Below are 26882 nucleotides of genomic sequence, written 5' to 3'. Positions count from 1 at the left end.
GTAGCCGTAACAGCCAAAAATATGTTTACATGCATCTTTACACTGAGAGTTCGATCTTCTAGATTGATGTGCGTGATGGGGGGATCTACGGCGCGCCGGTCTCGGAACGGTGCTCTCGCGTGAGGCTCTGGCGGCGCGGACGCAGGACGAGCGTCCCGGACGACCGATCGGGGCTCGTGGTCGCGTACTGGGAGAGTCACGACGAGCAGCTGCTGACCGCCACCCTCGCTACGATGGCCCGCAGGCTGCCGTCCTTGGTGGCCGCCGCACTGCGGATGGCGTGGCAGGCCAGTCCTCGCGACACGGTCGTGGCCCTGGCGGGCAACCTCGCGGCCGGCGTCTTCACGGTCTTCGGCCTGGTGGCCACCTCCGACGTGCTGGCCTCACTGTTGGCCGTCGGTCCCACACTCGATCGGGTATGGGCCGCGTTGCCCTCGCTGCTGCTCGTGGCCGCCGCCACAGGGTTACGCGGAGCGCTGCTGGCAGGTGCCGGATGGGCGCAGGCCCGGCTCAAGCCGCTGGTCGAACGGCTGGCTGAGACCCGCCTGTTCGAGCTGACCACCCGGGTGGAGCTGGCCGCGTTCGACGACCACGACTTCCACAACGCGATGCGGCGGGCCCGCGACAGCGGCGTGCCCGACACCGCCACCGTGGTGGAGACGACGATCGCCGTGGTCACCGGCGCGGTGGGCGTGCTGGCCTCGGCCGTGGCGCTCGGCCTGCTGCACCCGATCCTCATGCCGTTGCTGCTGGTCGCCGCCGTGCCGGTGGGATGGGCCGCGGTACGCATGGCGCGGCTGGGCTACCAGGCGTTCTACCGGCTGTCCGCCGCGCGGCGGCGCAAGTTCATGCTGTCGGACCTGATGGCCGAGCGGCAGCCCGCCGCAGAAGTGCGGACGTTCACGCTCCGGGACTTCCTGCTCGGCCAGTACGCCAAGGTGGCCGACCTGGAGCAGGACGTTCAGCTCGACGTGGCACGGCGGCGGGCCGCCACCAAGGCGGGCGGCGACCTGCTGACCGGCGTGGCCACGGCGGGCGTGTACGTGGTGCTCGGCATGCTGCTGGCCGCCGGCGTCATCCCGCTTTCAGTGGCCGGCGCGGCCGTGCTGGCGATCAGGGCCGGGCAGGTGTCGCTCACCGCCTTGATCCAGACCATGAACCGGCTCTATGAGGCAGGCCTCTACTTCGGCGACTACCTGGCCTTCTGCGAGTCTGCCCGGGAGCGCGTCCCCTCGCCACCGGCAACCCCTGCCGAGCCGGCGGCGTTTCACCTGCTGACGGCCGAGAACGTCACGTTCACCTACCCCGGCGCCGACCGGCCCGCGCTGTCGGGCGTCAGCGTGACGGTCGGCCAGGGCGAGGTCATCGCCCTGGTCGGCGAGAACGGCTCGGGCAAGACGACCCTGGCCAAGCTGCTGGCCGGGCTGTACCAGCCGCAGGAGGGCTCGATCCGCTGGGACGGCGTGGACCTTGACGCGTTCGACGGTGACGCGTTGCGGCGGCGGATCTCCGTGATCGCCCAGGATCACACGCGCTGGCCGCTCACCGTCCGCGAGAACATCGTCATGGGGCTCCCCCTGGAGGAGGACCGGCTTGCCGCCGCCTCCGCCGCGGCGGGCGCCGACGAGGTGGTGGCACGGCTGTCCGACGGCTACGACGCGCTGCTCGACCGCCGCTTCCGAGGAGGCCACGACCTGTCGGGCGGCCAGTGGCAGCGCATCGCCGTGGCACGTGGTTTCTACCGCGACGATGCCGCGCTGGTCATCTTCGACGAGCCGACCTCGGCCCTGGACGCCCGTGCCGAGCACGCCCTGTTCGAGCGGATCCGCGGCCACGCCGCCGGCCGCACCGTCGTGCTCATCACCCACCGGCTGGCCAGCGTCCGCTACGCCGACCGCATCTACGTGCTGGACGGTGGCGCGATCGCCGAACAGGGCACGCACGCCGAACTGATGGAACGCGACGGCCTGTACGCCGGCCTGTACGAGCTGCAGGCCTCGGCCTACCACCAGACGGTGCCATGATCGTCGCCGAGTCGGCGTACCTCGCCGTGACCGCGGCGCTGCTGGTCGCGGCGCTGGGCAAGCTGCGGGACGTGCCCGGCTTCGCCCGGTCGGTGGCGGGCTATCAGGTGCTGCCGGGCAGCCTGGCCAGGCCGGCCGCGGTGGGCGTGCTCGTGGCCGAGCTGGCCGCCGGCGGGCTGCTGCTCGCTCCGGGCGGCCGACGGTGGGGTGCCGTGGTGGCGGCAGTCCTGTTCGCCGCGTTCCTGGCGGCCATGGCCTCCGTGATGCGGCGCCGGATTGCCGTGGACTGCGGGTGCTTCGGCGGCCGTGAGCTCGTCGGGGCCGGCACGCTGCTGCGTACCGGCCTGCTGCTGGTCCTCGCGGTGACGGCGGCTCTGACCGGGCCGGTCGCGTTCGCGCCCGTCCAGCTTCCGGTGGCGGCGGTCCTGCTGGGGCTGGCCTTCCTGCCCGCGCGGCTGCTACGCGTGGAGAGAGCCTCGTCCGGGCCGCGTCCCGGCACGCGCTTCGCTCTCAACGGCAAGCCGGAGCCGGCCGGCGACCGGACGATGTACGCGTTGGTCTCGCCGGCATGCGGACTGTGCAAGGCGATGCTGCCGGAGTTCGTCGCGACAGCCGACCGTCTGGATGTCGCGCTGGTCAGCGCGGTGGAGGGATACGATGGTGCCGGGCTGCCCGTGGTCGTGGACCCGGATGTCTTCGACCGCAACGACATCCCGTGGCCGCCGTACGTGGTGGTGACCGACCGCGCCGGCACCGTCCTGTCGGCGGGCGGCGCGGCCGATCCGGCACAACTGGAGCAGGTTCTGTCTCGCGCCGAAGCGGTCGCTCCCCGAGACGGGCGTTGACACGCGGGGACGCCTGTCGTGCTGGGCGCATACTCGTCCGCCCCGACCCAGCACTGTTGTCCGGTCTCAGTGAATTGTGACAGGCGGGGCGGCCCTGGTCGGCGAATTGACATCCTTCGTGAGATGTTGTGACAGGCTGAATAGAGCCATCCGATCAACCCACGACGCGAACGACTCGCCGTACGCCGGTGCCACCACCAACGCCAGTCGCCGGGGCCAGACCGCCACCATCTCCCGGGCCGAACCTCCTTCCGCACACGCCGCTACTGCCAACTTCGATTGCGCGCTTCCTGTCGCCGTGGTCGATGTGCGGCTGCCGCCCGGCTACACCGACGAGGGCCTGCGCGCCGCCCTCCAGGCGCGGCGGCTGGTGCCGGGCCTGCCGGTGTTGATCCTGTCGCAATACGTGGAGCAGTTGTACGCCCGCGAACTGCTCTCCGACCGGCCTGGTGGGGTGGGTTACCTGCTTCAAGGATCGCGTCGGTGACGTCGACCGGTTCGTGGACGCGGTGCGTCAGGTGGCCGCCGGCGGCACCGTGATGGATCCCAAGGTGATCCCGCAACTACTGAGCCGTCACAGCCGCGACGAGCCGCTGGGTGAGCTGACCCCTCGGGAGCGGGAGGTACTGGCGTTGATGGCGGAGGGGTTGTCCAACATGGCGATCGCCGCCCGGTTCCAGGTCACGGACAAGGCGATCAGCAAGCACACCAACAACATCTTCGCCAAGCTCGGCCTGCCGCCGTCCGACGACCACAACCGGCGGGTGCTGGCCGTGCTCGCCTACCTGCAGGCCGCCCCGGAGACGGCTTGACCAAGCGGCCGCCCAGGCCGGACTGCCGAACTGACGACAGTTGGATAGGCGACCTCACCACCGGTCTGGAACCCGCAGAACGACAAAACCTCCTGTGCCGGCAGCGAAGGGCAATCGTGTCAGGCGGTGCGCGTACGTGGTGGCACGTGGTGGCATCACTCCGGCGGCGGCTTCCAGCTCAAGGCTGCCTGGCGGTTTCCCGTTCAAGGCTGCCCGTCGGCTTCCCGCCCAAGGTGGCAGGAAGGCGGGGAGTGGCTAGGTCGCGGGAAAGCATCCGGCGGACACGCTCGTCAGCTCTGGCCCAGCCTTCCGGGCCTCGACTTCGGTTCTCTTCGGCCTGCTCCTCCAGCTGTCGGTGTGCTTCCGCCACCCGTTGCCTGCGCTGCTGAACGCTGGTTTGCGCAGCATGTGGTGCCGCAAAAATCCAACCCATCGACGAGCACGACAACGGTGCCGAATACGTCAGGCAGATCTTCGCCGTCAACCTGGCAGGCGCCGCAGCATCAATGGCACCAGCAGGAACGCTAAGCCAGCAGCCAGGAAAGCACCGGCTCCGACAGCGCCGGCGACGGTCGCGGCGGCCGCGGCCAGCGGTGGGACCATAGGCTGCGCCACGCCCCACGACGATCCTTGTACGGCGAACCAGCGCGGCCGGTCGTCTTCCGGCGCGGCATCGGCGACCGCCGCTTGCCAGCGGCCGAGCAGGACGCTGTTGGCAACGGTACAGCCCAGGTAGGCGGTGATGGTGAGCGGCACACTGGTGGTGGCGGCCATTACCAGTGCGAGCGCCCCGAGCAGCAGTGCGCCCATCCCGAGGATCAGCCCGTGCGAGCGCCCGGCCAGCAGCCGGCGGGCGGCCCACAGCGTGAGGGGGGCCAGCGCGGCGGCGCTCGCCAGCGTCAGGCCGGGCAGCCACGATGCGGCGCCCCGCTCCAGCAGCGCCAGCGGCACGTACATCATCACCGCCAGAGAGCCGATCGCGAACGCGGTGCCCGCCACGGTCAGCCGCATCAAGGCGGCGGGTGGCCGCCAGCGTCCGCTCAGCCCAGTGTGCCGCTCGGCGCGGCGGTCGATCTTCCTGGTCTCCCGCTCGGCGCGGCACTCGTCGGATCGGGCATCATCGCGTGGCAGGAACGACACCGCGACGGCCGCCGCGACCAGGCAGGTGAGCGCGTCGGCGGCCACCAGCCAGCGCACTCCCAGCGGCAGGAGCACCGCCGCCAGCAGTCCCGCCGCGGCCCCGGCCGCCGACAGCGCCACTCCCAGGACGGCGAAGGTGGCATGGCGCTGCTCGCCCTCGCTCGCCCGCGCCAATAGTTCCTGCGAGGGCGGCTCGTACACCTCGAAGGCCAGCCCGACCAGCGCGATGGCGATCAGCACCTGCGCCGGGCCCTGCGCCAGGACGAGCGTGAACAGGGCCAGGCCGGTCGCGGCCAGCCCGGCGCTCAGCACACCGCGTGGCGAGAACCGCTCCAGCAGCAGCGCCCCCGCCCAGCGCGAGAGCAGCGCGGCCACCCCGAACAGGGCCAGCGCCGCCGCGGCCAGCTCCGGCCCGGCCAGCACCGCCAGGAACGACAGCGCGTAGGCGCCGAGCGCGTTGAGAATGCGGACCCACAGCAGCACCCGCGCCGCCACCGGCAGCGACCTCCACATGGAACCCCCCGAGACGCCGACAAAGACGCCATCCTCACAGACGCCACCGACGATTCCGGTGCCCTCCTGGCGTCTGGTGGCGCCGTGAGAGTTCAACGACCTGCGGCTCGGCTGGCTAGCCGAGCTCGGCGCCGCGCCCACCGGATCCGCGTTCGCTTCGGCTGGTCGGCCGAGCTCGCTGCCGCGCCCACGGCATCCGCGTTCGCTGGTTGGCCGGCGGCAGGCCCGACGGCCGGCCTCGTCCTGGTGGAGTACTACTTCGGTGATGGCGGGCAGCGCCTGGCCTGGAGAGCCTCGCCTGAGCCGCGTAAGCCGACCCGCCCCTATCCCGTTGGGGTCCTCGTGGGATCAGTCAGCGCAGCGCCGCTTCGACCGTACGCACCCTGGACATGACGCGCCGGACGATCTCCTGCTTCTCGCCGACAGGCGCCGCGTACTCGATCGCGGCCCAGGCGGCGGCCTCGCCCACCGTGTGGAGGAGCGTCCACGCCGCCAGATAGACAGATGCCAGGCATCCGCCCGCGGTGGCGATCGCGCCCTCCGCGTGGAACGGCGCGTCCAGCACCGTCACTCCGCGCTCTTCGAGCCAAGGCCGGGTGATGGTGTCGGTGCAGGCAGGTCGTCCGGCGAGGAGGCCGAGGTGCGCGAGCACCAGGGCTCCGGAGCACTGCGAGCCGATCAACTGTCGTGCGGGATCAAGGGGGAGACGCGTCAGCAGAGTGTCATCGGCCACGACATCACGGGTCTTGATGCCGCTGCCGAGGAGTACGACGTCGGCCTCGGTGATGAAGTCCAACGGCCGCTGACCGGTCACCTCCAGGCCGTTCATCGAGGTCACGACGGGCGCTGGTGTCGTGATGTACGCGGTCACGTCCTGACCTTGCACGCGAGCGCGATTGATCAGCCCATAGGCAATAAAGCTGTCGAGCTCGTTGAATCCGTCAAAGGTGACGACCGCGACCTGCAAGCTCCCTCCCTGCGCAGCTCTCCATAACAAGCTCATATGGTACAAGTCTCACGCCTGACAGCCAGGCCGGGCTCCTGCTGGGTGGCGCCGTCCTGCTCGCGCGTCACGGCGTCCCGGCCGCCCGCGAGACCGGCCGTGCGGTCAAACTCGTCCTCGCCCGCAGGCAGCAGTACTTCGGGACGGGCTACCGGCCCGCCTACGAGTACAAGGTGCGGCTGGGCGGCGACCGGCGGGGGCGCCTGCTCGCCATGACGCACGACATCAGGGCCGAGACCTCCACGTACGAGGATTACCAGGAGAGCGTCCTGACGACCGGGCAGATGCTTTACCGCATGCCCAACGTCTCGCAGACCTACGAGAGGGTGCCGCTGGATGTGAACACTCCGCTGTACATGCGCGGCCCCGGCCACTCGACCACCTCCTACATCGTCGAGTCGGCGATGGACGAACTCGCCCACGAGCTCGGCCTCGACCCGATCGAGCTACGCCGGCGCAACGAACCCGACGACGACCCCGCGACCGGGCGGCCGTTCTCCACCCGGCGGCTGCGCGAGTGCTACACCGTCGGCGCCCGCCAGTTCGGCTGGCACCGGCGCGACCCCAAGCCGCGCTCCACCCGCGACGGCGACTGGCTGATCGGCATGGGCATGGCAGCCGGCGTCTATGACACCCACCGCGGCGCGGCCCAGGCGCGGGCCAGGCTCGACGCCCGGGGGAGCGCCCTGGTCGAAGCCGCGTCCAGCGACATGGGACCGGGCACGTACACCTCCATGACCCAGGTCGCCGCCGACGCCCTCGGGTTGAGCGTGAGCGCCGTGACCTTCCGGCTCGGCGACTCCATCATGCCGCCGACCCCGCCCCACGGCGGTTCCATGACCATGGCCAGTGTCGACTCCGCCGTCCAGGACGCCTGCGACAAGCTGCGCCGCCAGGCCGTCGAGCTGGCCGTCGGGGACGAGCGGTCGCCCCTGCACGGCGTCGACGCGGGTGACGTCGTGGCCGGTGACGGCCGGCTGCACGTCAAGGGCGATTCCGCGCGCGGGGAGACGTACCAGCGGCTCCTTGCCCGTAACAACCGCACCCACCTCGAAACGCTCGGCTCCTTCACCCCAGGAGCAAGTCGTTTCTCGATGTATGCCTATAACGCCACGTTCGCCGAGGTCGCCGTCGACCACCGTCTCGGCCTGGTCCGTATCCGGCGGATGCTCGGCGTCTACGACGCGGGACGCATCATCAGTCCCAAGCTCGCCGACAGCCAGGCGATCGGCGGGATGGTCGGCGGCATCAGCGCCGCCCTGCTGGAGCACACGGTCACCGATCCTCGCGACGGCCGGATCGTCAACGCCAACCTCGCCGACTACCTCGTCCCCGTCAACGCCGACGTGCCCTCCCTGCGCGCGATCTACCTCGACGGTGACGACCGCGAGGCCGACCCCATCGGCGTCAAGGGTCTCGGCGAGGTCGTGTACACCGGCGTGGCGCCCGCCATCGCCAACGCCGTCTTCCACGCCACCGGCCGCCGCGTCCGCGAGCTGCCCATCACCGCCGATGCGCTGCTTTGACCACGTGCGCCGCGCCACCGCTCCCACACGCGGGCCGCGCCGGCGTGCGGGAGCGCTTCAGATGTCCGTACGGGGAAGGCGGCGCAGCAGGTAGGTGTCCATGATCCAGCCCTTGCGAGCCCTGGCCTCGGCGCGAAGCTCGCGGATCCGGTCGCCGACCTCGGCCACCGGACCGGACACCAGGATCTCGTCGGGGCTGCCCAGATAGGCGCCCCAGTGGATGTGGAAGTCGTCGAGGCCGGCGAAGGAGCAGTGGGCGTCCAGCATGACCACGACGTCGTCGGCGGACGGGCCGTCCTCGGCCAGGCGGCGGCCGGTGGTCAGGTGCACGGGGCGGCCGACCTGGGTGAGGCTGGTGCGGTGGCGGGCGGTGAGCGCGGCCACGCTGCTGACCCCGGGGATCACCTCGTAGTCGAAGGTGACGTTTCCGCGTTGGAGGATCTCCTCGACGATGGTCAGCGTGCTGTCGTACACGCCCGGGTCGCCCCACACCAGGAACGCCCCCGTCTGGCCCTCCTTCAGCTCCTCGCGGATCAGCTCCTCGCAGGCCAGCGCGCGGCGGGAGCGCCAGTTCTCGACGGCGGCGGTGTAGGCGGGGGTGGTGCGGTCGCGCTCGGGGTCGCGGGCCTCGGCGATCCGGTACGGCGGGCGGCCGTGCTGGTCGATCAGGTCCAGCCGGAGGCGTACGAGATCCTGTTTGACCTCGCCCTTGTCGACGATGAAGAACACGTCCGTGGCGGAGATGGCCTTGGCCGCCTGCAGAGTGAGATGGTCGGGATCTCCGGCGCCGATGCCGATGATGAGTAGCCGCTTCACCCGCACGAGTCTGCCAGAGAGCCGGATATACGATATGCCTCCGCAATTCCCTCGAGGAGGCACGTGAATCTGGTCGAGCAGGGCGCCGCTTTCGCCGCGTTCTGGCAGGAACGGCACCTGTGCACGCTCTCAACGGCGCGTTCCGGCGGGCCGCCGCACGCGGTGCCGGTCGGCGCGACGCTGGATCTGGAGACCGGCGTCGCCCGGGTGATCACCTCCGGCACCTCGTACAAAGCCCGGCTCATCGGTGCGGACGGCGCGCTGGTCGCGCTCAGCCAGGTGGACGGCCGGCGGTGGTCGACGCTGGAGGGGCGGGCCGTGGTGCGTACCGAGCCGGAGCAGGTGGCCGACGCCGAGCGCCGTTACACCGCCCGCTACAAGCCGCCCCGGCCCAACCCGGCGCGGGTGGTCGTGGAGATCCAGGTGACGCGCGTGCTGGGCAACGTGTGATCACCGTCGTCGGCATCGGCGCGGATGGCTGGGACGGCCTGTCGGCGGAGTCGCGACGCGTACTGGAGGCGGCGGAGGTGCTCATGGGTGCCTCCCGCCAACTCGGCCTCGTGCCTCGGTCCGGTGCGGAGCGGGTGGCCTGGCCCTCGCCGCTGCTGCCCGCGCTGCCCGAGCTCATGGAGCGGTACGCCGATCGCCAGGTGTGCGTGCTGGCCAGCGGCGATCCGATGTTCTACGGCATCGGCACCACCCTGGTGCGGCTGCTCGGCGCGGCCCGGATCAGGGTGCTGCCGCATCTGTCGTCGCTGTCGCTGGCGTGCGCCCGGCTGGGGTGGCCGGTCGAGCAGGTGGATGTGGTCAGCCTGGTGGGCCGCCCTCTGGCCGCGCTGAACGCGGCGGTCCTTCCCGGGCGCCGGGTCCTGGTGCTGGGCGCCGGTCGGGACGCTCCGGCTCTGGTGGCGGGGCTGCTGGCCGGGCTCGGGTACGGTGCGAGCCCGATGACGGTCTTGTCGGACCTGGGCGCGGCGTCGGAGTCCGTCCGGACGGGAACGGCCGAGAAATGGGCGGAAATGGCCGTGACACGGGCGGAGGCCGAGCCGTTCGGACCGGAACAGGTGCCGTCCGGGCCGGAAGAGGCGCCATCATGGCCGCAGCAGGCGCCATCCGGTTCGGGACAGGCCCGGAACGCGCCGTCGGTGTTGCAGGTGATCGCGGTCGAGTGCGTCGCCGGACCTGGCGCCGAGCCGTTCGCTCGCGTGCCCGGACTGCCGGACACGGCCTTCGAGCATGACGGGCAGCTCACCAAGCGCGAGGTCCGGGCCGTCAGCCTGTCACGGCTGGCGCCGCTGCCCGGCGAACTGCTGTGGGACGTGGGCGCGGGCGCGGGCAGCATCGCCGTCGAATGGCTGCGCGCCCACCCGTCGAACGCCGCCGTGGCGGTCGAGAGCCGGGCCGATCGCGTCGCCGCCATCCGCCGCAACGCCGACCGGCTCGGGGTTCCCGCCCTGCGGGTCGTGGAGGGGCGAGCGCCGGTGGCGCTGGAGGGCCTGCCCGCGCCGGACGCGGTGTTCGTCGGCGGCGGCGCCACCGCGCCCGGAATGCTGGAGACCTGCTGGGCGGCGCTGCGGCCCGGCGGCAGGCTCGTGGTGAACGCCGTGACCTTGGAGTCGGAGTCCGTCGTCGCTGGATGGTACGCCCGGCTGGGCGGCGATCTGGTGCGCCTGTCCGTGCAGCGGGCCGCGCCCGTCGGCGGGTTCACCGGCTGGCGGGCCGCGATGCCGGTGACGGTGTGGTCGATCACCAGAAAGGACGTGTCGTGACCGTGTGGTCGATCGTCAGGGAGGACGTGCCGTGACCGTGTACTTCATCGGGGCGGGGCCCGGTGCCGCGGATCTGATCACGGTGCGGGGGTTGCGGCGGTTGGAATCGTCGCCGGTCTGCCTGTACGCGGGCTCGCTCGTACCCCGCGAACTGCTGGAGTTCTGCCCGGCGGGCGCCAGGCTGGTGGACACCGCGAACCTGACGCTCGACGAGATCGTCGCGGAGCTGACCGCCGCCCACGCCAAGGGCATGGACGTGGCGCGGCTGCACTCGGGGGACCCGTCGGTGTTCAGCGCGGTGGCCGAGCAGATGCGCAGGCTGGACGCGCTCGGCGTGCCGTACGAGGTGGTGCCGGGCGTTCCGGCGTTCGCGGCGGCGGCGGCCGCGCTGGGCAGGGAGTTGACCGTGCCCGGTGTCGGCCAGACGGTCATCCTGACCCGTACGTCGGCGCGGGCCACGCCGATGCCCGACGGCGAGGACCTGACCACGCTTGGTGCCAGCCGGGCCACGATGGTGCTGCACCTGGCCGTGCAGCGGATCGACGCGGTGGTGGCGGAGCTGCTGCCCTCCTACGGGCCGGACTGCCCGGTCGCGGTGGTGGCGCGGGCGAGCCGGGCCGATGAGGTCGTTCTGCGCGGCACGCTGACGGACATCGCCGAGCAGGTCCAGGAGGCGGGGATCCGCCGCACTGCGGTGATCGTCGTCGGCCGGGCGCTGTCGGCGACCCAGTTTCCCGACAGCCACCTGTACAGCGCGGAGCGGGAGCGATCATGCGACGGGACCTGATCGCGCTGCCCCTGTGGCAAGGAAGGCGGTGCCGCAGGGCGAGCGGCACAGCGCGGGCGCGCAGGATCGCGGCATGAGACGGGTTCTGATCCTGGGCGGCACGGCGGAGGCGCGGGCGCTGGCCGCCGAGCTGGCCGACATCCCGAGCGTGCACGTGGTGTCGTCGCTGGCCGGGCGGGTGACGAACCCGAGGCTGCCGGTCGGCGAGGTGCGTGCGGGCGGGTTCGGTGGGCCGGACGGGCTGGCCACGTGGCTGGCCGCCGAGCGGATCGACGCCGTGGTGGACGCCACCCACCCGTTCGCGGCGCGGATGACGGCTTCGGCGGCCGAGGCGTCGGTGCGCACGGGCGTGCCGCTCCTCGTCCTGCGCCGACCGGGCTGGCCGCAGGGACCGGACGACACCTGGCAGCGCGTCAGCTCCCTGGAGGCCGCCGCCACCCGCCTGGCCGAAGCCGCCACCGCCCGCCTGGCCATCGCCAAGCCGGTCGAGCTGGCCGAGCCGGCCGAGGGCACTGCCCAGCCGACCGGGCCGGTGCGGGTGTTCCTCACTACCGGGCGCCGGAGTCTGCCCGTCTTCAGTGGGCTGGCCGGGGTGTGGCTGCTGGCCAGGTCCGTCGATCCGCCCGAACCGCCGGTCCCGCCTCACGTACACGTACTGCTCGACCGCGGGCCCTACACGGTCGAGGGCGAGCTGGCCCTCATCCGCGAGCACCGTCTGGACGTGCTGGTCACCAAGGACAGCGGCGGCCAGCTCACGGCCGCCAAGCTCGTCGCGGCCCGCGAGCTGGGGCTACCGGTGATCATGGTGGACCGGCCGCCGCTGCCGACGGGTGTCCGCCTGGTGGAGACCGTGAACGCGGCGGCGCTCTGGGCTCAGGGGTAGCGGCGGGGGGTGTAGACGACGCCGCGAGCGGTGACCTGGGTCGTCGAGGAGCCGACGATCAGCAGGCAGCGCATGTCCACCTGGGCCGGGTCGAGCTCGCCGAGCGTGGTGACGGTGACGCTCTCCTGCGCGCCGCCGACGTCACGGCCGATCACCACGGGAGTGGCCGCGTCGCGATGCTCCAGCAGCAGGTCACGCGCGGCGGCGAGTTGCCAGGTACGGCTGCGCGAGGCCGGGTTGTACAGCGCCAGCACCAGGTCGGCCTTGGCCGCCGCGGTCAGCCGGTCGGCCACCACGTCCCACGGTTTGAGCAGGTCCGACAGCGACAGTACGCAGTAGTCGTGGCCGAGCGGCGCGCCCGCCCTGCTGGCCACCGCCTGCGCGGCCGTCAGACCGGGCACGATCCGCACCGGCACGTCGGGGAACCCGGCCGCCGCCTCCTCCAGCACCGCGCTCGCCATGGCGAACACCCCGGGATCGCCGGAAGACACCACGGCCACCCGCGCGCCCGCCGCGGCCAGCTCCAGCGCGTGCCTGGCGCGTTCGGCCTCCACCCGGTTGTCGGTACGGTGGCGGCGCTGGCGCGGGTTGGGCGCCACCCGGTCCACGTACGGGCCGTAGCCGACCAGGTCGGTGGCCGCGGCGAGGGCATCCTGCGCCTCCGGCGTGAGCCACGGCCGCCCGGCCGGGCCGAGGCCGACGACGGTCACCTCGCCGCGCCCCTCGGTCGACGAGGGCTCGGGGACGAAGGTGCGCTCGGCCGGGCTGGCGAGCAGGGCCAGCGAGAAGTACGGAACGCCGTCGGCGTCCACGTCCTTGAGCGGCGCGACGCGTTCGGCGCCCATGGTGGCGCGCTCGACGTACCAGGCGTCGTCCAGCCGCCCGGCCTCGGCCAGGGCGTCGCGGACCTTCTCGAACGTCCTGCCCAGCTTCAGCACCGCCGCCGAGTCGGTGCCGCGCAGCCGCTCGGCCAGCACTTCGGCGGGCAGCGTGCCGGGCAGTACGGTCAGCACTTCGTCCCGCTCCACCAGCGGCCGCCCCAGGACGGCGGAGGCGGCGCTGACCGAGGTCACGCCCGGCACCACCTCGGTCGGATAGCGGTGGGCCAGCCGCTTGTGCATGTGCATGTAGGAGCCGTAGAACAGCGGGTCGCCCTCGCTCAGCACGACCACGGTCCGGCCCGCGTCCAGGTGGGCGGCCAGCCGTTCGGCGCAGTCGGCGTAGAAGTCGTCCAGCGCGCCCTGGTAGCCGCCGGGGTGGTCGGTGGTCTCCGTGGTCAGCGGGTACAGCAGCAGCTCCTCGATCTGCCCCTCCCGCAGGTAAGGCAGGGCGATCGAGCGGGCGATGCTGCGGCCATGCCTGGCGGCGTGGTAGGCGATCACGTCCGCCTCGCCGATCAGCCGGGCCGTCTTGACCGTGACCAGCTCCGGGTCTCCCGGGCCCAGTCCGACCCCGTACAGCCGTCCCGTCATCGCCGTCACTCCGTCTCGTTCGCGATGGCGTTGACCGCCGCCGCCGTCATCGCACTGCCGCCGCGGCGTCCGTGCACCACCAGGTATTCCAGGTCGCTGTCGGCCAGGGCTCGCTTGGACTCGGCCGCGCCGATGAAGCCGACCGGCACGCCGAGCACCGCCGCCGGCCTGCCGGCCCCCTCGGCGACCAGTTCGAGCAGCCGGAACAGGGCGGTCGGGGCGTTGCCGATCGCCACCACGGCGCCGTCCAGCCGGTCGCGCCACAGCTCCAGGGCGGCGGCGCTGCGTGTGGTGCCGAGGCGTTCGGCCAGCTCCGGCACGCCTGGCTCGCCCAGAGTGCACACCACGTCGTTGTCGGTGGGCAGCCTGCGCCTGGTGACGCCGGAGGCGACCATCTGCGCGTCGCACAGCACGGGCGCGCCGCGCCGCAGCGCCTCGCGGGCCCGGACGACCACCGAAGGCGACCAGTCCAGGTCGGCGACGAGGTCGGTCATGCCACACGCGTGGATCATCCGCACCGCCACCTGGGCCACATCCGGGGGCATCCCGGTGAGATCGGCTTCGGCACGGATGGTCGCGAACGAACGCCGGTAGATCTCGGCCCCGTCGCGCAGGTAGTCGGTCACTGCTGCCTTTCCTCGTATCGGTCGAAGCCAGCCGCTATTACGGCAGCCGTTCCTCGTATCCGTCGGCGGTGGCCACCATCTGGACCACCCGGCCGCGGGGCAGCCCGCAGCGCCGCTCGCAACCGGCCCAGTGCACCGGCGTCGCAGCGGGCGCGTCCAGGGTCGCCACCCACCGCCGTACGTCCTCCTGCACGTCCGCGAGTGATTTGGCGCAGCCGGGACGTCCGGTGCAGGCGCTCACACCGACCCAGGGAGAGACCGGATCGGTCACCAGCCCTGCCGCGGACAGCTGCCGCACTGCCCGCTCGGCCGCGGCGGGGGACAGGTCCAGCAGGACGACCGTCCGCCACGGCGTCAGCCGCACCGGAACCGCCCCACCGTCGTCGGCGGTGTCGGCGACAGCGCGTACCTGAGCGGCGGACAGCCGACCGAGCGGCACCACGGCCTCCAGCGCCACGCGGCCGTCCCGCTGATCGACAGGTCCGGGGCGGTGGGCCGAGCAGGCAGGGGAGTCATCCGGTGCGGTCGTCGCTCGGTCATCCGCCACGCCCGCGTGGGCGGGACTGTCCGCCGAGCCCAGGTGGGCCGCGACCTGGGCAGGCACGTCGGCCACGCCGAGGTCGGTGGCGATCCGGGCAGGACCGTCCGCTAACTCCGCGATCCGCCACGCGCCCCGGTCACGATCGGAAAGCCCGCGCTCCCGCTCGTCGAGGAACGCTTCGGCGGCGGCGATCATCTGCCCGACCGCCGCGTCACGGGGCACGACAAGCCCGGTGTCCACGCCCGCCAGCAGCAGTGTCGCCGAGGCGTCACCGCCCGCCACCGCGCTGTGGGGCAGTGTCGCGCAGGCGTCACCGCCCGCGGCCGACGGCACGAGAGTGACATCAGCGGCCAGCTGCCGCATGTCACCCGTGCCGTCGTCCAGCGCGAACAGGAAGCGTCCTGGCAGCCCGGCCAGCCGGGCACGTGCACATAGAGCCAGGTCCAGGGCCTCTACCAGGGGTTGCGTGTCCACCAAACCCGAGGGACCACGGCCGCCGAGCGGCGAGGCGACGATGTTGCGTACCCGTTCGTGCGCGGCCGAGGGCAGCAGCCCGGTGGCGGCGATCCGTTCGGCGAAGGCGGCCGGCGCGCGCAGGCCGCGCACCTGTACGTTCGCCCGCGACGTGAGCTCGACCACCCCGGAGCCCAGCTCCGCCGCGCAGGCCGCCAGCTCGCGGAGCTGCCCGCCGGAGATCGCGCCGCCGGGCAGGCGGACCCGGGCCAGCGGGCCGTCGGCGGCGTCGTGCACCTGGAGCGCTCCCGGACAGGCGTCGGGCCGGACCCGTCCGGAAAAGTCGGCTATGGACACGATGAGGATGGTAACGCCACTTCTGGTGGAGGTTGCTCCTGCCGTAGGCTCCTGGGTAGGCGATGGCAAAGGGAGGAAGCCGGTGCGAATCCGGCGCGGTCCCGCCACTGTGACCGGGGAGCGAACCCCACCGCAGGCCACTGCCCGGCAACGGGTGGGAAGGCCGGGGTGAGCGCTGATCCGGGAGCCAGGAGACTCCTGCCGTCGCGACACCCACGACCGGGGCGAGGACCCCGAGGGAGGATCGCGCCGTGCCTGGCGACAGCCGTACCGTCCTGCTGCTCTCCACCTCCGACACCGACCTGCTGAGCGCGCGTGCCTGTGGCGCCGCCTACCGCCTGGGCAACCCCGCCCGGCTCGCCCCCGAAGATCTGCCTGGCCTGCTGGAGGGAGCCGACCTGGTCGTCGTACGGCTGCTCGGCGGTCGCCGCGCCTGGCAGGAGGGGCTCGACGCGCTGCTGGCCGGGCCCCGTCCGGTCGTGGTGCTGGGCGGCGAGCAGGCGCCGGACGCGGAGCTGATGGAGCTGTCCACGGTGCGCGGCGGCGTCTGCGCCGACGCGCACGCGTACCTGGCGCACGGCGGGCCCGCCAACCTGACCGAGCTGCACGCCTTCCTGTCCGACACCGTCCTGCTGACCGGGCGCGGGTTCGCGCCGCCGGAGCCCACCCCGTCCTGGGGGCGGCTGGAGCGCGAGGCACGGTCACACGAGGGGCCCGTGATCGGGGTGCTCTACTACCGGGCGCACCACATGGCGGGCAACACGGCCTTCGTCGAGACGCTCTGCGCCGCCGTCGAGGACGCGGGCGGGCGGGCGCTGCCGGTGTTCTGCTCCTCGTTGCGCACCGCTGAACCCGAGCTGCTGGACACCCTGCGGGCCGCCGACGCGCTGGTGGTGACCGTGCTGGCGGCGGGCGGCTCGCGTCCCGCGACAGCGGGCGCGGGCGGGGACGACGAGGCGTGGGACGTGGGCGCGCTGGCCGCGCTCGACGTGCCGATCCTGCAGGGCTTGTGCCTGACCACCTCCAGGCAGGCGTGGGAGGACAACGACGACGGCCTGTCGCCGCTGGACGCCGCCTCGCAGGTGGCCATCCCCGAGTTCGACGGGCGGATCATCACCGTGCCGTTCTCCTTCAAGGAGATCGATCCGGACGGGCTGACCGTCTACGTCGCCGACCCCGAGCGGGCCGCGCGGGTGGCGGGCATCGCCGTACGCCACGGGCTGCTGCGCCACACCCCACCCGGCGGTCGGCGGCTGGTGGTGATGCTGTCGGCGTACCCGACCAAGCACTCGCGCGTCGGCAACGCCGTCGGCCTGGACACCCCCGCCAGCACCGTACGGCTGCTGGCCCGGCTCGCCGAAGCGGGCTACGACCTGGGCGAGGGCTTCCCCGGCGTGGCCGAGCAGGACGGCGACGCGCTCATCCACGCGCTCATCGCCGCGGGCGGCCAGGACCAGGACTGGCTGACCGAGGAGCACCTGGCGGGCAATCCGGTACGCATCTCCGCCGCCTCCTACGAACGCTGGTACCGCACGCTCCCCGACGGCCTGCGCACCGGGATCGAGCGGCACTGGGGAGCCCCGCCCGGCGAGCTGTTCGTCCATGACGGCGACATCGTCCTGGCGGCGCTGCGCGCCGGGAACGTGGTGGTCATGGTCCAGCCGCCGCGCGGCTTCGGCGACAACCCGATCGCCATCTACCACGACCCCGACCTGCCGCCCAGCCACCACTACCTGGCCGCCTACCGCTGGCTGTCGGCCGAGTTCGGCGCGCACGCGATGGTGCACGTGGGCAAGCACGGCAACCTGGAATGGCTGCCGGGCAAGTCGGCGGGCATGTCCGCCTCGTGCGGGACCGACGCGGCCATCGGCGACCTGCCGCTGATCTACCCGTTCCTGGTGAACGACCCGGGCGAGGGCACCCAGGCCAAGCGGCGGGCGCACGCGGTGCTGGTGGACCACATGGTGCCGCCGATGGCGCGGGCGGAGACGTACGGCGACATCGCCCGGCTGGAACAGCTCCTGGACGAGCACGCCACCATCGCCGCCATGGACCCGGCCAAACTGCCCGCGATCCGCGCCCAGATCTGGACACTGATCCAGGCCGCCCGTCTCGACCACGACCTCGGGCTGGCCGATCGGCCGCACGACACCGAGTTCGACGACTTCATCCTGCACGTGGACGGCTGGCTCTGCGAGGTGAAGGACGCGCAGATCCGCGACGGCCTCCACGTGCTCGGCCAGGCGCCGACCGGGCAGGTCAGGGTGGACCTGGTGCTGGCCATGCTGCGCGCCAGGCAGATGTGGTCGGGCCGCGAGACCCTGCCCGGCTTACGTGAGGCGCTCGGCCTGGCCGAGGACGGCACGGCGGGGTTGGCTGAGATGGACCGGGCCGAGGCGACCGCTCGCGCCCTGGTCGAGGCGATGGAGGAGCGAGGCTGGGCGCCGGAGGCGGCCGAGGAGGTGGCGCAGGAGATCGCGGAGAAGGTCGCGGAGGAGGTCGCCCACGCGCTGCCCGCCGATCGGCGCGAGCTCGTCACGCGGGTGCTCGCGTTCGCCGCCACCGAAGTGGTCCCGCGTCTGGCCCGGACGACCGACGAGCTCGACCACGTCCTGCACGCCCTGAACGGCGGCTACGTGCCCGCCGGGCCGAGCGGCTCGCCGCTGCGCGGCCTGATCAACGTGCTGCCGACCGGCCGCAACTTCTACTCCGTCGATCCCCGCGCGGTGCCCAGCCGCCTGGCCTGGGAGACCGGCCAGGCGATGGCCGAATCACTGCTGGAGCGCTACCGCGCCGACACCGGCGACTGGCCGCGCTCGGTGGGGCTGTCCGTCTGGGGCACCAGCGCCATGCGTACGGCCGGCGACGACGTGGCCGAGGTGCTGGCCCTGCTCGGCATCCGCCCCGCATGGGACGAGGCGTCCCGCCGGGTCACGAACCTGGAGCCGATCCCGCTGGCCGAGCTGGGCCGGCCGCGCGTCGACGTGACCGTCCGCATCAGTGGCTTCTTCCGCGACGCGTTCCCGCACGTGGTGGCCATGCTGGACGACGCCGTACGGCTGGCCGCCGGGCTGGAGGAGCCGCCCGAGCACAACTACGTACGCGCCCACGTGACCGCGACCGGTGGCGAGGAACGTCACGCCACGATGCGGATCTTCGGCTCCGCGCCGGGCGCCTACGGGGCCGGGCTGCTGCCGCTGATCGACAGCCGCAACTGGCGCGACGACGCCGACCTGGCCGAGGTGTACGCGGTCTGGGGCGGCTACGCCTACGGCCGTGACCTCGATGGCGTGGCCGCGCGCCCGCAGATGGAGGACGCCTACCGCAGGATCGCCGTGGCCGCCAAGAACGTCGACACGCGCGAGCACGACATCGCCGACTCCGACGACTACTTCCAGTACCACGGCGGCATGATCGCCACGGTCCGCGCGCTCACCGGCCGGGCCCCGGCCGCGTACGTGGGCGACAGCACCCGCCCCGACGCCGTACGCACCCGCACCCTGTCGGAGGAGACCTCACGGATCTTCCGCGCAAGAGTGGTCAACCCGCGCTGGCTGGCGGCGATGCGGCGCCACGGCTACAAGGGCGCCTTCGAGCTGGCCGCGACCGTGGACTACCTGTTCGGCTACGACGCCACGACGGGCGTGGTGGCGGACTGGATGTACGACAAGCTCGCCGAGACGTACGTGCTGGACCCGGAGAACCAGGAGTTCATGACCCGGTCCAACCCGTGGGCGCTGCACGGCATCGCCGAACGGCTCCTGGAGGCCGCCGAGCGGCGCATGTGGGAGCACCCGGACCCGGAGATCCTGCGCGGTCTGCAGGAGGTCTATCTCAAGACCGAAGGGGACCTGGAGGACGACACGAGCCGGTGAGCGAGGGCCGGCGATCCGGCCCAGTGAAGGTGCAGGTAGGACGCGGTGACCAGCGGGTCGCCGTGTCCGTCCGTGCCGCCGCCCCGGTTCCGGAACAGCGGCTCGCCCGCGTGCTCGACGGTGGTCCGGTGGAACTCGTGCCCGTGGAAGCGCTCGCCCGTCCTCGTCAGGGGCGAATCCTTCAGGGCCACGGCGTCCCGGTAGCCGAGCGTGAGCCTGCCGGTCATCCGCGCCCGGCCCGGCACCCGCCCGCACATGCGCCGCCCGTCCAGCTCCGCGCACAGGTAGAGCAGTCCCGCGCACTCGGCGGCGATCGGGCCGCCGAAGGCCGCCACCTGGTCACGGAGCTGCTCGTTGGCGGCCAGCTCGGCGGCGTACACCTCGGGGAAGCCGCCGCCGAGAACCACCGCGGCGGTGCCGTCCGGCAGCTTCTCCTCGCGCAACGGGTCGAAGGTCGCCACGTCCGCGCCGGCCGCGCGCAGCAGCTCGACGTGCTCGGCGTACCCGAACGTGAAGGCAGCCCCGCCCGCCACCGCCACGACGACACCCTCTCCTACGCGCGCTGTCTCCTCGACGCGCGCGCTCTCCTTCGCCGGGTCCCATACCGGGCCGACGAGCGAGGCCGCCGCCGTCGCGGGGTCCCATGCCGTGGCGGTCAGCGCGGGCGCCGTCCTCGCCAGCCGCATCAGTCCGTCCAGGTCGCAGGAGCGCGCCACCAGGGCGCCGAGCCGTTCCACGGCCCGTACCGCCTCGGCCTCACGCTCGGCGGCGGGCACCAGACCCAGATGGCGGGAAGGTGTGGAGACGGCGTCGTCGCGGCGGATCGCGCCGAGCACCGGCATGCCCGCCGCGCCCAGAGCGGCCCGGCACAGTTCCTCGTGCCGGTCCGAGGCGACCCGGTTGAGCACCACCCCGCCCACCCGTACACGCGGGTCAAATGTGGCGAACCCGTGCACCACGGCCGCCACCGACCGGCTCTGCCGGGCCGCGTCCACGACCAGCACCACCGGCGCGTCCAGCAGCCGGGCGACGTGCGCGGTAGAGGCGAAGTCGCCGTCGCCCTTACCGTCGAACAGCCCCATGACGCCCTCGACCACCGCCACGTCACACCCGGCCGCACCGTGCAGGAACAGCGGCGCCACGCGCTCCTCGCCCACCAGCCACGGATCCAGGTTGCGCCCGGGACGCCCGGCGGCCAGCGCGTGATAGCCCGGATCGATGTAGTCGGGCCCCACCTTGTGCGGCGAGACCGCGAGCCCGCGCGCCCGCAGCGCCGCCATCAGCCCGGTGGCCACGGTCGTCTTGCCGCTGCCCGACGCAGGAGCGGCGATCACCAGCCGCGGCATTACCACTCGATGCCTTTCTGGCCCTTCTGCCCGGCGTCCATGGGATGACGTACCTTGCCCATCTCCGTCACCAGATCGGCGAGTTCGACCAGCCGCTCGGGCGCGTCCCTGCCGGTGATCACCAGGTGCTGGTTGCCCGGCCGCCCGGCGAGCGTCTCCAGCACATCGTCCAGATCGAGCCACCCCCACTTCAGCGGGTAGGTGAACTCGTCCAGCACGTAGAACCGGTACGTCTCGCCCGCCAGGTCGCGTTTGATCTGCGCCCAGCCCTCACGGGCGTCGGCCGCGTGATCCTCCTCGGTGCCGGGACGCTGGATCCACGACCAGCCCTCGCCCATCTTGTGCCAGGTCACCGAACCGCCCTCGGCCGTGTCGCCGAGCACCTTGAGCGCCCGTTCCTCGCCGATGCGCCACTTGGCCGACTTCACGAACTGGAACACCCCGATCGGCCACCCCTGGTTCCAGGCGCGCAACGCCATCCCGAACGCGGCCGTCGACTTCCCCTTGCCCGGCCCGGTGTGCACGATCAGCAGCGGCCGCGTCCGGCGCTGCCGGGTCGTGAGACCGTCGTCGGGCACGGTGGCGGGCTTCCCTTGCGGCATGATCAGACCGCCTTCCGGTGATCACGTACGACCGAACTCAGGTCGGAGAGCGCGTCGAGCGAGACGAGGCGCGCCCGCAGTCGTACCGCCAGCCGGACCGCCAGGCCCAGCCGCACCGGGCCGCTCTCGCAGTCCACGACCACGCTCGCCGTGCCGTCCAGCAGGGCGGCGGCCCGTTCCACATCGCCGCCCGCCGTCACCCGCCCGTCGGTCACCAGCACCAGCAACGGCCGCCGTGCCGGGTCGCGCAGCCGCTCCACGCGCAGCACCTCCGCCGCCCGCACCAGCCCCGCCGCCAACGGGGTACGGCCGCCGGTCGGCAGCGAGCGCAGCCGGGCCGCGCCCGCCTCCACCGACGAGGTCGGCGGCAGCGCCAGCACGGCGCCCGCGCCACGGAAGGTGACCAGACCGACCTTGTCGCGCCGCTGGTAGGCGTCGAGCAGCAGACTGAGCACCGCCGTCTTGACGGCGCTCATCCGCCGGCGAGCCGCCATCGAGCCACTGGCGTCCACCACGAACAGCACGAGGTTGCCCTCCCTGCCCTCACGCACCACCTCGCGCAGGTCGTCCTGGCGCAGCACCAGCCCGGGACCGGTACGCCCGCGCCTCACCTGGTGCGGCGCCGCCGCCAGCATTGTCGCCATCACGTGGAGATCGCGGACCCGTCCGCCGGGGCGGCGTGAGGCGGTGGCCCGGCCGCGTGTGGTGCGCGAGCGCGAGCGCCGCCCCGCCACGCCCTCGCCGATCCCGGGCACCTGAAGCAACGGCACCCGGTACGGCGCCGCCAGCCCGGCCACGCGGCCTGGCGGCTCCTGCTCGCGTGTGCCCTGGGCGTCCGGTGACTGCCCGGCATCGGCCGGTTGCTTCGCCGACCCCTCGTCGTCCGGCATCCATCCGGCATCCAGTACGCGGCCGTCATTCGGCATCCGGCCATCAGAGGGACCGGTCGGCTGATCTCGCGTCGGCGTTTCGCTGTCACCGGCCGGTGGCGAGGCGTTCGCTGGACCGCCGTCCTCCCCAGGCTCGGAAAGGTCAGCAGGTCCGGAGGCGTCAGAAGGCCCGGAGGCGTCAGGACCCCCGCCACCGGGACCCTCCGGATTGTCCGGATCATCATCCTCCGCCGTGCTCTCCAGCAGCTCGTCGAGCAGCGACTCGTCCAGTCCCGGCGCGTCGAAGGGGTCGCGCCGCCGCCGATGCGGCAGCGACAGGCGGGCCGCCGCCCGTACATCCTCGGTCGTCACCCTCTCGCGCCCATGCCAGGCGGCATGGGCGATGGCGGCGTTCGCCGTGACCAGGTCGGCCCGCAATCCGTCGACCTCGAACGCCGCGCACACCGTCGCGATCTGCCGCAGGCGCGCGTCGGGCAGTCGCACGCCGGACACCCGGCCGCGGGCCTGGGCGATCCTGGTCGCCAGCGCCGATTCCTCGGCCGCCCACCTGGCCGCGAACTTCTCGGCGTCCGCGTCGAAGGCCAGCCGGCGTCGTACCACCTCGGCGCGCTCCACCGGATCCCTGGACGCCTTCACCTCCACCGTCAGCCCGAACCTGTCCAGCAACTGCGGCCGCAGCTCACCCTCCTCCGGGTTCATGGTCCCGACCAGCAGGAACCGGGCCGGATGCCGGACCGAGACCGACTCCCGTTCCACGTAGCAGGTCCCCAGGGCCGCCGCGTCCAGCAGCAGGTCGACCAGGTGGTCGTGCAGCAGGTTCACCTCGTCCACGTACAGGACGCCGCGGTGCGCGGCCGCCAGCAGGCCCGGCTCGAACGCCTTCACCCCCTCCGTCAGCGCCCGCTCCACGTCGAGTGAGCCGGCCAGGCGGTCCTCCGACGCGCCGACCGGTAGCTCCACCAACGCGGCCGGACGGTGAAGCCCTTGGGCGTCCGGCTCGTGCGGGCCGTCCGGGCACTCGGCGTCGGGCGTGGCCGGATCGCAGGCGAACCGGCAGCCGGGCACCACGTTCACCGGGGGCAGCTGGGCGGCCAGCGCGCGCACGATGGTGGACTTGGCGGTGCCCTTCTCACCCCGTACCAGCACACCGCCCACCCGTGGCGAGACGGCGTTGAGCACCAGCGCCAGCTTCAGGTCGTCGAGCCCGACGACGGCGCTGAACGGATACGAGACGATCAAGACAGGACCTTCCGTACGTTCAAGAAAGGATCTTCCGGTTGACGTGGGCGACCCGCCAGCCGCCTCGCGTGACGGTCAGTTCGGTGATGGACAGCGGCGCGAGATCGAACCGGGCGGCGCGGAGCGGGTCCAGCCCCAGCGCATGGCCGAGGGCCGCCCGGATGGCGCCCGCGTCGCAGACGGCGACCGCCTCGGGCTCCCCGCGTACCGAGTCGAGCCAGTCGGCGACCCGCGCCGCCAGCACGGTCAGGCTCTCCCCGCCGTGCGGCGCCGCGTCCGGATCCGCCAGCCAGCTCGCCAGCGCGTCCGGCTCCTCCCGCGCGACCCGTCCGTACGGCAGGCCGCGCCACCGGCCGTGATCGGCCTCCGCGAGCGCGGTGACCACGCACGCTTCCCGGCCGAGCGCGGCGGCGGTCTGCCGCGCCGCGACACTGGGAGCGACCCACGCCGAGCCGCCCCCGGCCACCACAGAGCCGGCCACCACTGAGCTGGCCACCGCTGAGCGAGCCACCGCTGAGGCCAGGCCGTGTGCTCTGGCCAGGCTCGCCGCGTCGGCGTCCTCATCGGCCCCGGGAAAGCAGGCGGTCCGCATTCCCGGCGTGCTGGCGTGCCGGACGAACAGCACGCCGGCTCAGCCCGGCGAGACGGCGGTCGCGGGTACGGCCGCCCGCCGCGCCGCCCTGTCGCTCACCCACCCGAACAGCACACCGAAGGCCGTCCAGAAAACGAGCTGCGTCCCTAACGACACGAGCCTGAACTGCCACAGCAACGTGGCAGGAAAGCCCTCGGGCACCTCGTCCACGGTCGGCAGCAGCAGCCACGCGGCGACCACCGGGACCAGGTACGCGACCCCGGCCGCGACCCACCGCGCCCATGGCCCGGCGGTCACCCGGCGCGCGGTCGCCACCGCGATCGCGATCGCGGCCAGGCCGACAAGGATCATCACGACATAGAGGGCGGTCCGGCTGTTGATCGTTTCCGGGTCTCCGACAGCCGGCGGATTAGCCGGATATTTCACGAACGGTACGAGGATCACCGCCCCGAACGCCGACCCGGCGGCGGCGAGCGCCAGCCCGCCCTCCGACCGTGGACCGACCCGGCCCCGCAGACCCGCGTACACCAGGGCGAAGACCCCTCCCACGGCCAGCCCGTACAGGCCGGTGGCGAGGAAGAGCCCGGCCTTCTGGCCCGGCCTGCTGACCAGCTCCTCCTCGCCGTGGTCATGGCCAGGTTCCTGCGCGGCGTGCGCCTGTTCCAGTGCGATCGCACTGTCCACCTGCGGTTCCCCGAAGGCGAAGGCGAAGCCGCCCGCGATCAATCCGGCCAGCAGGCCCAGAAGCAGGCCCCTGACCAGCAGGGTGCGTACCATGCTGGGGTCTAGTGGCAGGGCACGCCGAGCAGGTGACGCCCGTCGTGCATGAGTTCGTGCAGGTACGCCCCCGTCTGCGAGATGGCGCCGTTGTCCATCAGCACCAGGTAGGCGACCAGCAGCAGTACCGGTACGGCCAGCAACCACAGCCGCAGACGGGGGAACGGAATGACGGTAGGAGCGGACAGACCACTCATCAGTGCCTCCTCAGGGATGACGCGTCCCAACAAATGAGGTCACGGAGGCCCAAGCGACCTGGCTCCCGGGATCTACGTCCCGGATACAGTGGCGCGTCCGCACCGGCATCTCACCGGATTTCCCTTGGACAACCGTGAAATCTACCGGAACGTATCCCTTCCTCCTGTTTCCGTCAACCTGTTTCCGTCAACCTGTTCACGTCAACCTGTTCGCGTCAACACATCGAGGAAGTCAGACGTTGGTGGTGTGAAGCGCGCACGGCTGATGGCGGGTGCCACTCGCGGCGGGATGGAGCGGAGGTTGAAGGCGTATCGGGCGACGGAGTCGGCGATGGCGTCCGCGTCCACGTCCAGCGCCGTGGCGTTGATGTTGGCGATGGTGTCGCACGCCTGGTGGTAGCAGGCGTCGTAGGCGACCCCGGCCGTCCCGCCGAACAGCGCCGCCTCCGCGGCCGTCTTGATCCCCTCGGCGCCGGTGAAGATGCCGCCGGCCGGGATCCCGACCGCGATGAACGGCCCGTAGTCCGAGCGCCCGTCGAAGTCCGTGCCCACCGTGGGCAGGCCACGGGAGCCGTAGAACGCCGCCAGCTGCTTCTCGATCTCGGCCGAACCGGGCGGACCGGCGGGGGAGCCGACGTTGTCGGAGTTGTCCCCGTCGTACAGCTTGTAGGCGTAGTTCGGCGTGGCCACCATGTCGAAGTTCAGATACACCCGGACGCGGTCCCGCTGCGCCTGCGACAACGACCCGACGTACTGATCGGAACCGAGCAGCCCGATCTCCTCGGCGGCCCAGAAGGCGAAGCGGACCTTGTTCTTGACCGGGTAGAGCGCCATCTCCTCGGCGACCTCCAGGATCGCCGCGCTGCCCGAGCCGTTGTCGTTGATGCCGGGCCCCGCCGTCACGCTGTCGAGGTGCGCGCCCACCATGACGACGTCGCGCGGGTCGCCGAAGCGGGTCTCGGCGATCACGTTGTCCGTGCTGCCGAGCACGAGGTTGGCGTCGACCTTGAGGTGTACGGTCGCGCCCGGCGTGCTCGCGAGTTCGTTGCCCACGGCGAAGTCGGCGAACACCATGGGGATCCCGCCCCGCCACTCGCCGATGTCCAGCGGGAACGCGTCGGTACGACCCGGCTGGCCCTCGTTGAAAATGATGAGCCCGGTCGCGCCCGCCGCAGCCGCGTTCTGCACCTTCGTGACGAACGGGCAGGTGCCGCGCTGGACGAGCGCGATACGGCCGGCCACGAACCCGGCGAAGTCCGCCGCTTCGCAGCCGCTGGTCGAGGTCGGCGTCGGGGTGGGTGGCAGCGTGAGGTCCACGCCCTGGACCTGCGCGGTAACCTCGCCCGAGGGGGAGGGCTGGAAGGTGAAGAAGTCCTCGTTCGGTACGTACGTCTTCGCGCTCGGCGCGGTGAGCGCCAGCGTCGGCGGGCTGTTCTCGGCCCAGCTCTTGACGTAGTTGATCGGTTGCAGCGTGACCTTGTAACCGGCCTTGCGCAGCTTGTCCGCCACGTAGTCGCGGGAGGCGTCGTAGCCGCCGGTGCCGGTCGCGCGGATGCCGCCGTGGGCGGTGGCGATGTCCTGCAGGGCCTGCAGGTGCTTGGCGACGTTCGTCCCCTTGACCTGCTTGACCAGCAGCTTGGCGAAGACGTCGTCCAGGCCGCCGGCGTTGGCGGGCACGGCCATGGCGATGGCGATGGTCAAGGAGAGCGCGGTGACCAGGATGGTGATGACTCTGCGCATTCGGATTCCCCCTGTGGGACAGGAACGGGAAGGCAGACGATCCCCGAGTCTCGCCGA

21 protein-coding genes, 1 pseudogene and 2 riboswitches are annotated in these 26882 nt (G+C 72.4%); of the genes and pseudogenes, 9 read left to right on the top strand and 13 right to left on the bottom strand.

Going from position 1 to position 26882, the window contains the following annotated elements; translation table 11 throughout:
- The first annotated feature begins 119 nt into the window (after positions 1 to 119).
- From AB0L53_RS55555 to AB0L53_RS55545, 3 genes and pseudogenes are all read left to right on the top strand, one after another.
- On the top strand, positions 120 to 2024 hold the full coding sequence (locus tag AB0L53_RS55555; RefSeq protein ID WP_364014001.1) for an ABC transporter ATP-binding protein: 1905 nt from the start codon (positions 120 to 122) through the stop codon (positions 2022 to 2024).
- Positions 2021 to 2869, top strand: coding sequence for a MauE/DoxX family redox-associated membrane protein (locus AB0L53_RS55550; RefSeq protein ID WP_364013998.1), 849 nt, complete (start codon positions 2021 to 2023; stop codon positions 2867 to 2869). Before AB0L53_RS55555 ends, AB0L53_RS55550 begins: the two co-directional genes overlap by 4 nt.
- Positions 2870 to 3161: 292 nt before the next feature.
- Positions 3162 to 3681 (top strand): annotated as a pseudogene (locus AB0L53_RS55545) (response regulator transcription factor); the annotation flags it as partial.
- A 480-nt stretch (positions 3682 to 4161) separates the two neighbouring features.
- On the opposite strand, the gene AB0L53_RS55540 reads toward AB0L53_RS55545, so the two are convergent.
- Together AB0L53_RS55540 and AB0L53_RS55535 are read right to left on the bottom strand one after the other, a co-directional pair.
- Positions 4162 to 5334 (bottom strand): MFS transporter, encoded by a 1173-nt coding sequence (locus AB0L53_RS55540; protein WP_364013995.1) that lies wholly within the window; start codon positions 5332 to 5334, stop codon positions 4162 to 4164.
- 352 nt (positions 5335 to 5686) lie between these two features.
- A complete protein-coding gene (locus tag AB0L53_RS55535; RefSeq protein ID WP_364013992.1) occupies positions 5687 to 6301 on the bottom strand; it encodes a DJ-1/PfpI family protein in 615 nt (204 codons plus the stop codon).
- 23 nt (positions 6302 to 6324) lie between these two features.
- On the opposite strand from AB0L53_RS55535, the gene AB0L53_RS55530 reads away from it, so the two are divergent.
- A complete protein-coding gene (locus AB0L53_RS55530; protein ID WP_364014051.1) occupies positions 6325 to 7863 on the top strand; it encodes a xanthine dehydrogenase family protein molybdopterin-binding subunit in 1539 nt (512 codons plus the stop codon).
- A 57-nt stretch (positions 7864 to 7920) separates the two neighbouring features.
- Here the strand turns inward: AB0L53_RS55530 and cobF are convergent, their stop codons facing one another.
- Positions 7921 to 8679, bottom strand: a complete 759-nt coding sequence (gene cobF / locus AB0L53_RS55525; protein WP_364013989.1) for a precorrin-6A synthase (deacetylating) — start codon at positions 8677 to 8679, stop codon at positions 7921 to 7923.
- A gap of 63 nt (positions 8680 to 8742) precedes the next feature.
- Between cobF and AB0L53_RS55520 the strand changes: the two genes are divergently transcribed.
- The 4 genes from AB0L53_RS55520 (at position 8743) to AB0L53_RS55505 (ending at position 12118) form a co-directional block, all read left to right on the top strand.
- Positions 8743 to 9129, top strand: a complete 387-nt coding sequence (locus AB0L53_RS55520) for a pyridoxamine 5'-phosphate oxidase family protein (RefSeq protein ID WP_364013987.1) — start codon at positions 8743 to 8745, stop codon at positions 9127 to 9129.
- Positions 9126 to 10448, top strand: a complete 1323-nt coding sequence (gene cbiE / locus AB0L53_RS55515) for a precorrin-6y C5,15-methyltransferase (decarboxylating) subunit CbiE (protein ID WP_364013984.1) — start codon at positions 9126 to 9128, stop codon at positions 10446 to 10448. The genes AB0L53_RS55520 and cbiE overlap by 4 nt, the downstream gene beginning before the upstream one ends.
- A 31-nt stretch (positions 10449 to 10479) precedes the next feature.
- The gene (gene cobM / locus AB0L53_RS55510; protein ID WP_364013981.1) at positions 10480 to 11235 is read left to right on the top strand and encodes a precorrin-4 C(11)-methyltransferase; all 756 of its coding nucleotides are present in this window, start codon (positions 10480 to 10482) and stop codon (positions 11233 to 11235) included.
- Positions 11236 to 11308: 73 nt separating this feature from the next.
- Positions 11309 to 12118, top strand: a complete 810-nt coding sequence (locus tag AB0L53_RS55505; protein WP_364013978.1) for a cobalt-precorrin-6A reductase — start codon at positions 11309 to 11311, stop codon at positions 12116 to 12118.
- Here AB0L53_RS55505 and AB0L53_RS55500 read toward each other — a convergent pair.
- From AB0L53_RS55500 to cobG, 3 genes are read right to left on the bottom strand one after another with little or no spacing between them, the layout of a single operon-like run.
- Positions 12109 to 13590 (bottom strand): precorrin-2 C(20)-methyltransferase, encoded by a 1482-nt coding sequence (locus AB0L53_RS55500; RefSeq protein WP_364013975.1) that lies wholly within the window; start codon positions 13588 to 13590, stop codon positions 12109 to 12111. The genes AB0L53_RS55505 and AB0L53_RS55500 overlap by 10 nt on opposite strands.
- 5 nt (positions 13591 to 13595) lie before the next feature.
- Positions 13596 to 14216, bottom strand: coding sequence for a precorrin-8X methylmutase (locus tag AB0L53_RS55495; protein WP_364013972.1), 621 nt, complete (start codon positions 14214 to 14216; stop codon positions 13596 to 13598).
- 37 nt (positions 14217 to 14253) lie between these two features.
- Positions 14254 to 15567 carry a precorrin-3B synthase gene (gene cobG / locus AB0L53_RS55490; protein ID WP_364013969.1) on the bottom strand — a complete coding sequence of 438 codons (1314 nt, stop codon included), beginning with the start codon at positions 15565 to 15567 and terminating at the stop codon, positions 14254 to 14256.
- A gap of 28 nt (positions 15568 to 15595) precedes the next feature.
- A riboswitch (cobalamin riboswitch) is annotated at positions 15596 to 15784 on the top strand.
- A 34-nt stretch (positions 15785 to 15818) separates the two neighbouring features.
- Here cobG and cobN point away from each other — a divergent pair.
- Positions 15819 to 19442: a cobaltochelatase subunit CobN gene (cobN, locus tag AB0L53_RS55485; protein WP_364013966.1), complete on the top strand. Its 3624-nt coding sequence runs from the start codon at positions 15819 to 15821 to the stop codon at positions 19440 to 19442.
- Here the strand turns inward: cobN and AB0L53_RS55480 are convergent.
- The 7 genes from AB0L53_RS55480 to AB0L53_RS55450 form a co-directional block, all read right to left on the bottom strand.
- Positions 19397 to 20788: a cobyrinate a,c-diamide synthase gene (locus AB0L53_RS55480; protein ID WP_364013963.1), complete on the bottom strand. Its 1392-nt coding sequence runs from the start codon at positions 20786 to 20788 to the stop codon at positions 19397 to 19399. The genes cobN and AB0L53_RS55480 overlap by 46 nt on opposite strands.
- Complete coding sequence (gene cobO / locus AB0L53_RS55475; RefSeq protein ID WP_364013960.1) at positions 20788 to 21390, bottom strand: cob(I)yrinic acid a,c-diamide adenosyltransferase; 603 nt, start codon at positions 21388 to 21390, stop codon at positions 20788 to 20790. Before cobO ends, AB0L53_RS55480 begins: the two co-directional genes overlap by 1 nt.
- 2 nt (positions 21391 to 21392) lie before the next feature.
- Positions 21393 to 23519: a VWA domain-containing protein gene (locus AB0L53_RS55470; protein ID WP_364013957.1), complete on the bottom strand. Its 2127-nt coding sequence runs from the start codon at positions 23517 to 23519 to the stop codon at positions 21393 to 21395.
- Positions 23520 to 23538: 19 nt separating this feature from the next.
- The gene (locus AB0L53_RS55465) at positions 23539 to 24144 is read right to left on the bottom strand and encodes a histidine phosphatase family protein (RefSeq protein ID WP_364013954.1); all 606 of its coding nucleotides are present in this window, start codon (positions 24142 to 24144) and stop codon (positions 23539 to 23541) included.
- A 6-nt stretch (positions 24145 to 24150) separates the two neighbouring features.
- Positions 24151 to 24888: a CbtA family protein gene (locus AB0L53_RS55460; protein WP_364013951.1), complete on the bottom strand. Its 738-nt coding sequence runs from the start codon at positions 24886 to 24888 to the stop codon at positions 24151 to 24153.
- Positions 24889 to 24896: 8 nt separating this feature from the next.
- Entirely contained in the window at positions 24897 to 25085 is a 189-nt protein-coding gene (locus AB0L53_RS55455; protein WP_357960438.1) for a CbtB-domain containing protein, read from the bottom strand.
- 34 nt (positions 25086 to 25119) lie between these two features.
- Positions 25120 to 25249, bottom strand: a riboswitch (cobalamin riboswitch).
- Positions 25250 to 25286: 37 nt separating this feature from the next.
- On the bottom strand, positions 25287 to 26825 hold the full coding sequence (locus AB0L53_RS55450; RefSeq protein WP_364013948.1) for a M28 family peptidase: 1539 nt from the start codon (positions 26823 to 26825) through the stop codon (positions 25287 to 25289).
- Positions 26826 to 26882: the final 57 nt, after the last annotated feature.

The organism is Nonomuraea sp. NPDC052129 (genome assembly GCF_040680095.1).
In the GTDB taxonomy this organism is placed as follows: Bacteria; Actinomycetota; Actinomycetes; order Streptosporangiales; family Streptosporangiaceae; genus Nonomuraea.
The sequence above is the reverse complement of the archived record's forward strand: the minus strand, read 5'-3'. Positions and strand labels throughout refer to the sequence as shown.

Coding starts and splice junctions, on each gene's coding strand:
- AB0L53_RS55550 (WP_364013998.1), top strand. CDS start 2,021: ATGATCGTCGCCGAGTCGGCGTACCTCGCCGTGACCGCGGCGCTGCTG.
- AB0L53_RS55540 (WP_364013995.1), bottom strand. CDS start 5,334: ATGTGGAGGTCGCTGCCGGTGGCGGCGCGGGTGCTGCTGTGGGTCCGC.
- AB0L53_RS55505 (WP_364013978.1), top strand. CDS start 11,309: ATGAGACGGGTTCTGATCCTGGGCGGCACGGCGGAGGCGCGGGCGCTG.
- AB0L53_RS55500 (WP_364013975.1), bottom strand. CDS start 13,590: ATGACGGGACGGCTGTACGGGGTCGGACTGGGCCCGGGAGACCCGGAG.
- AB0L53_RS55480 (WP_364013963.1), bottom strand. CDS start 20,788: ATGCCGCGGCTGGTGATCGCCGCTCCTGCGTCGGGCAGCGGCAAGACG.
- cobO (WP_364013960.1), bottom strand. CDS start 21,390: ATGCCGCAAGGGAAGCCCGCCACCGTGCCCGACGACGGTCTCACGACC.
- AB0L53_RS55460 (WP_364013951.1), bottom strand. CDS start 24,888: ATGGTACGCACCCTGCTGGTCAGGGGCCTGCTTCTGGGCCTGCTGGCC.
- AB0L53_RS55455 (WP_357960438.1), bottom strand. CDS start 25,085: ATGAGTGGTCTGTCCGCTCCTACCGTCATTCCGTTCCCCCGTCTGCGG.
- AB0L53_RS55450 (WP_364013948.1), bottom strand. CDS start 26,825: ATGCGCAGAGTCATCACCATCCTGGTCACCGCGCTCTCCTTGACCATC.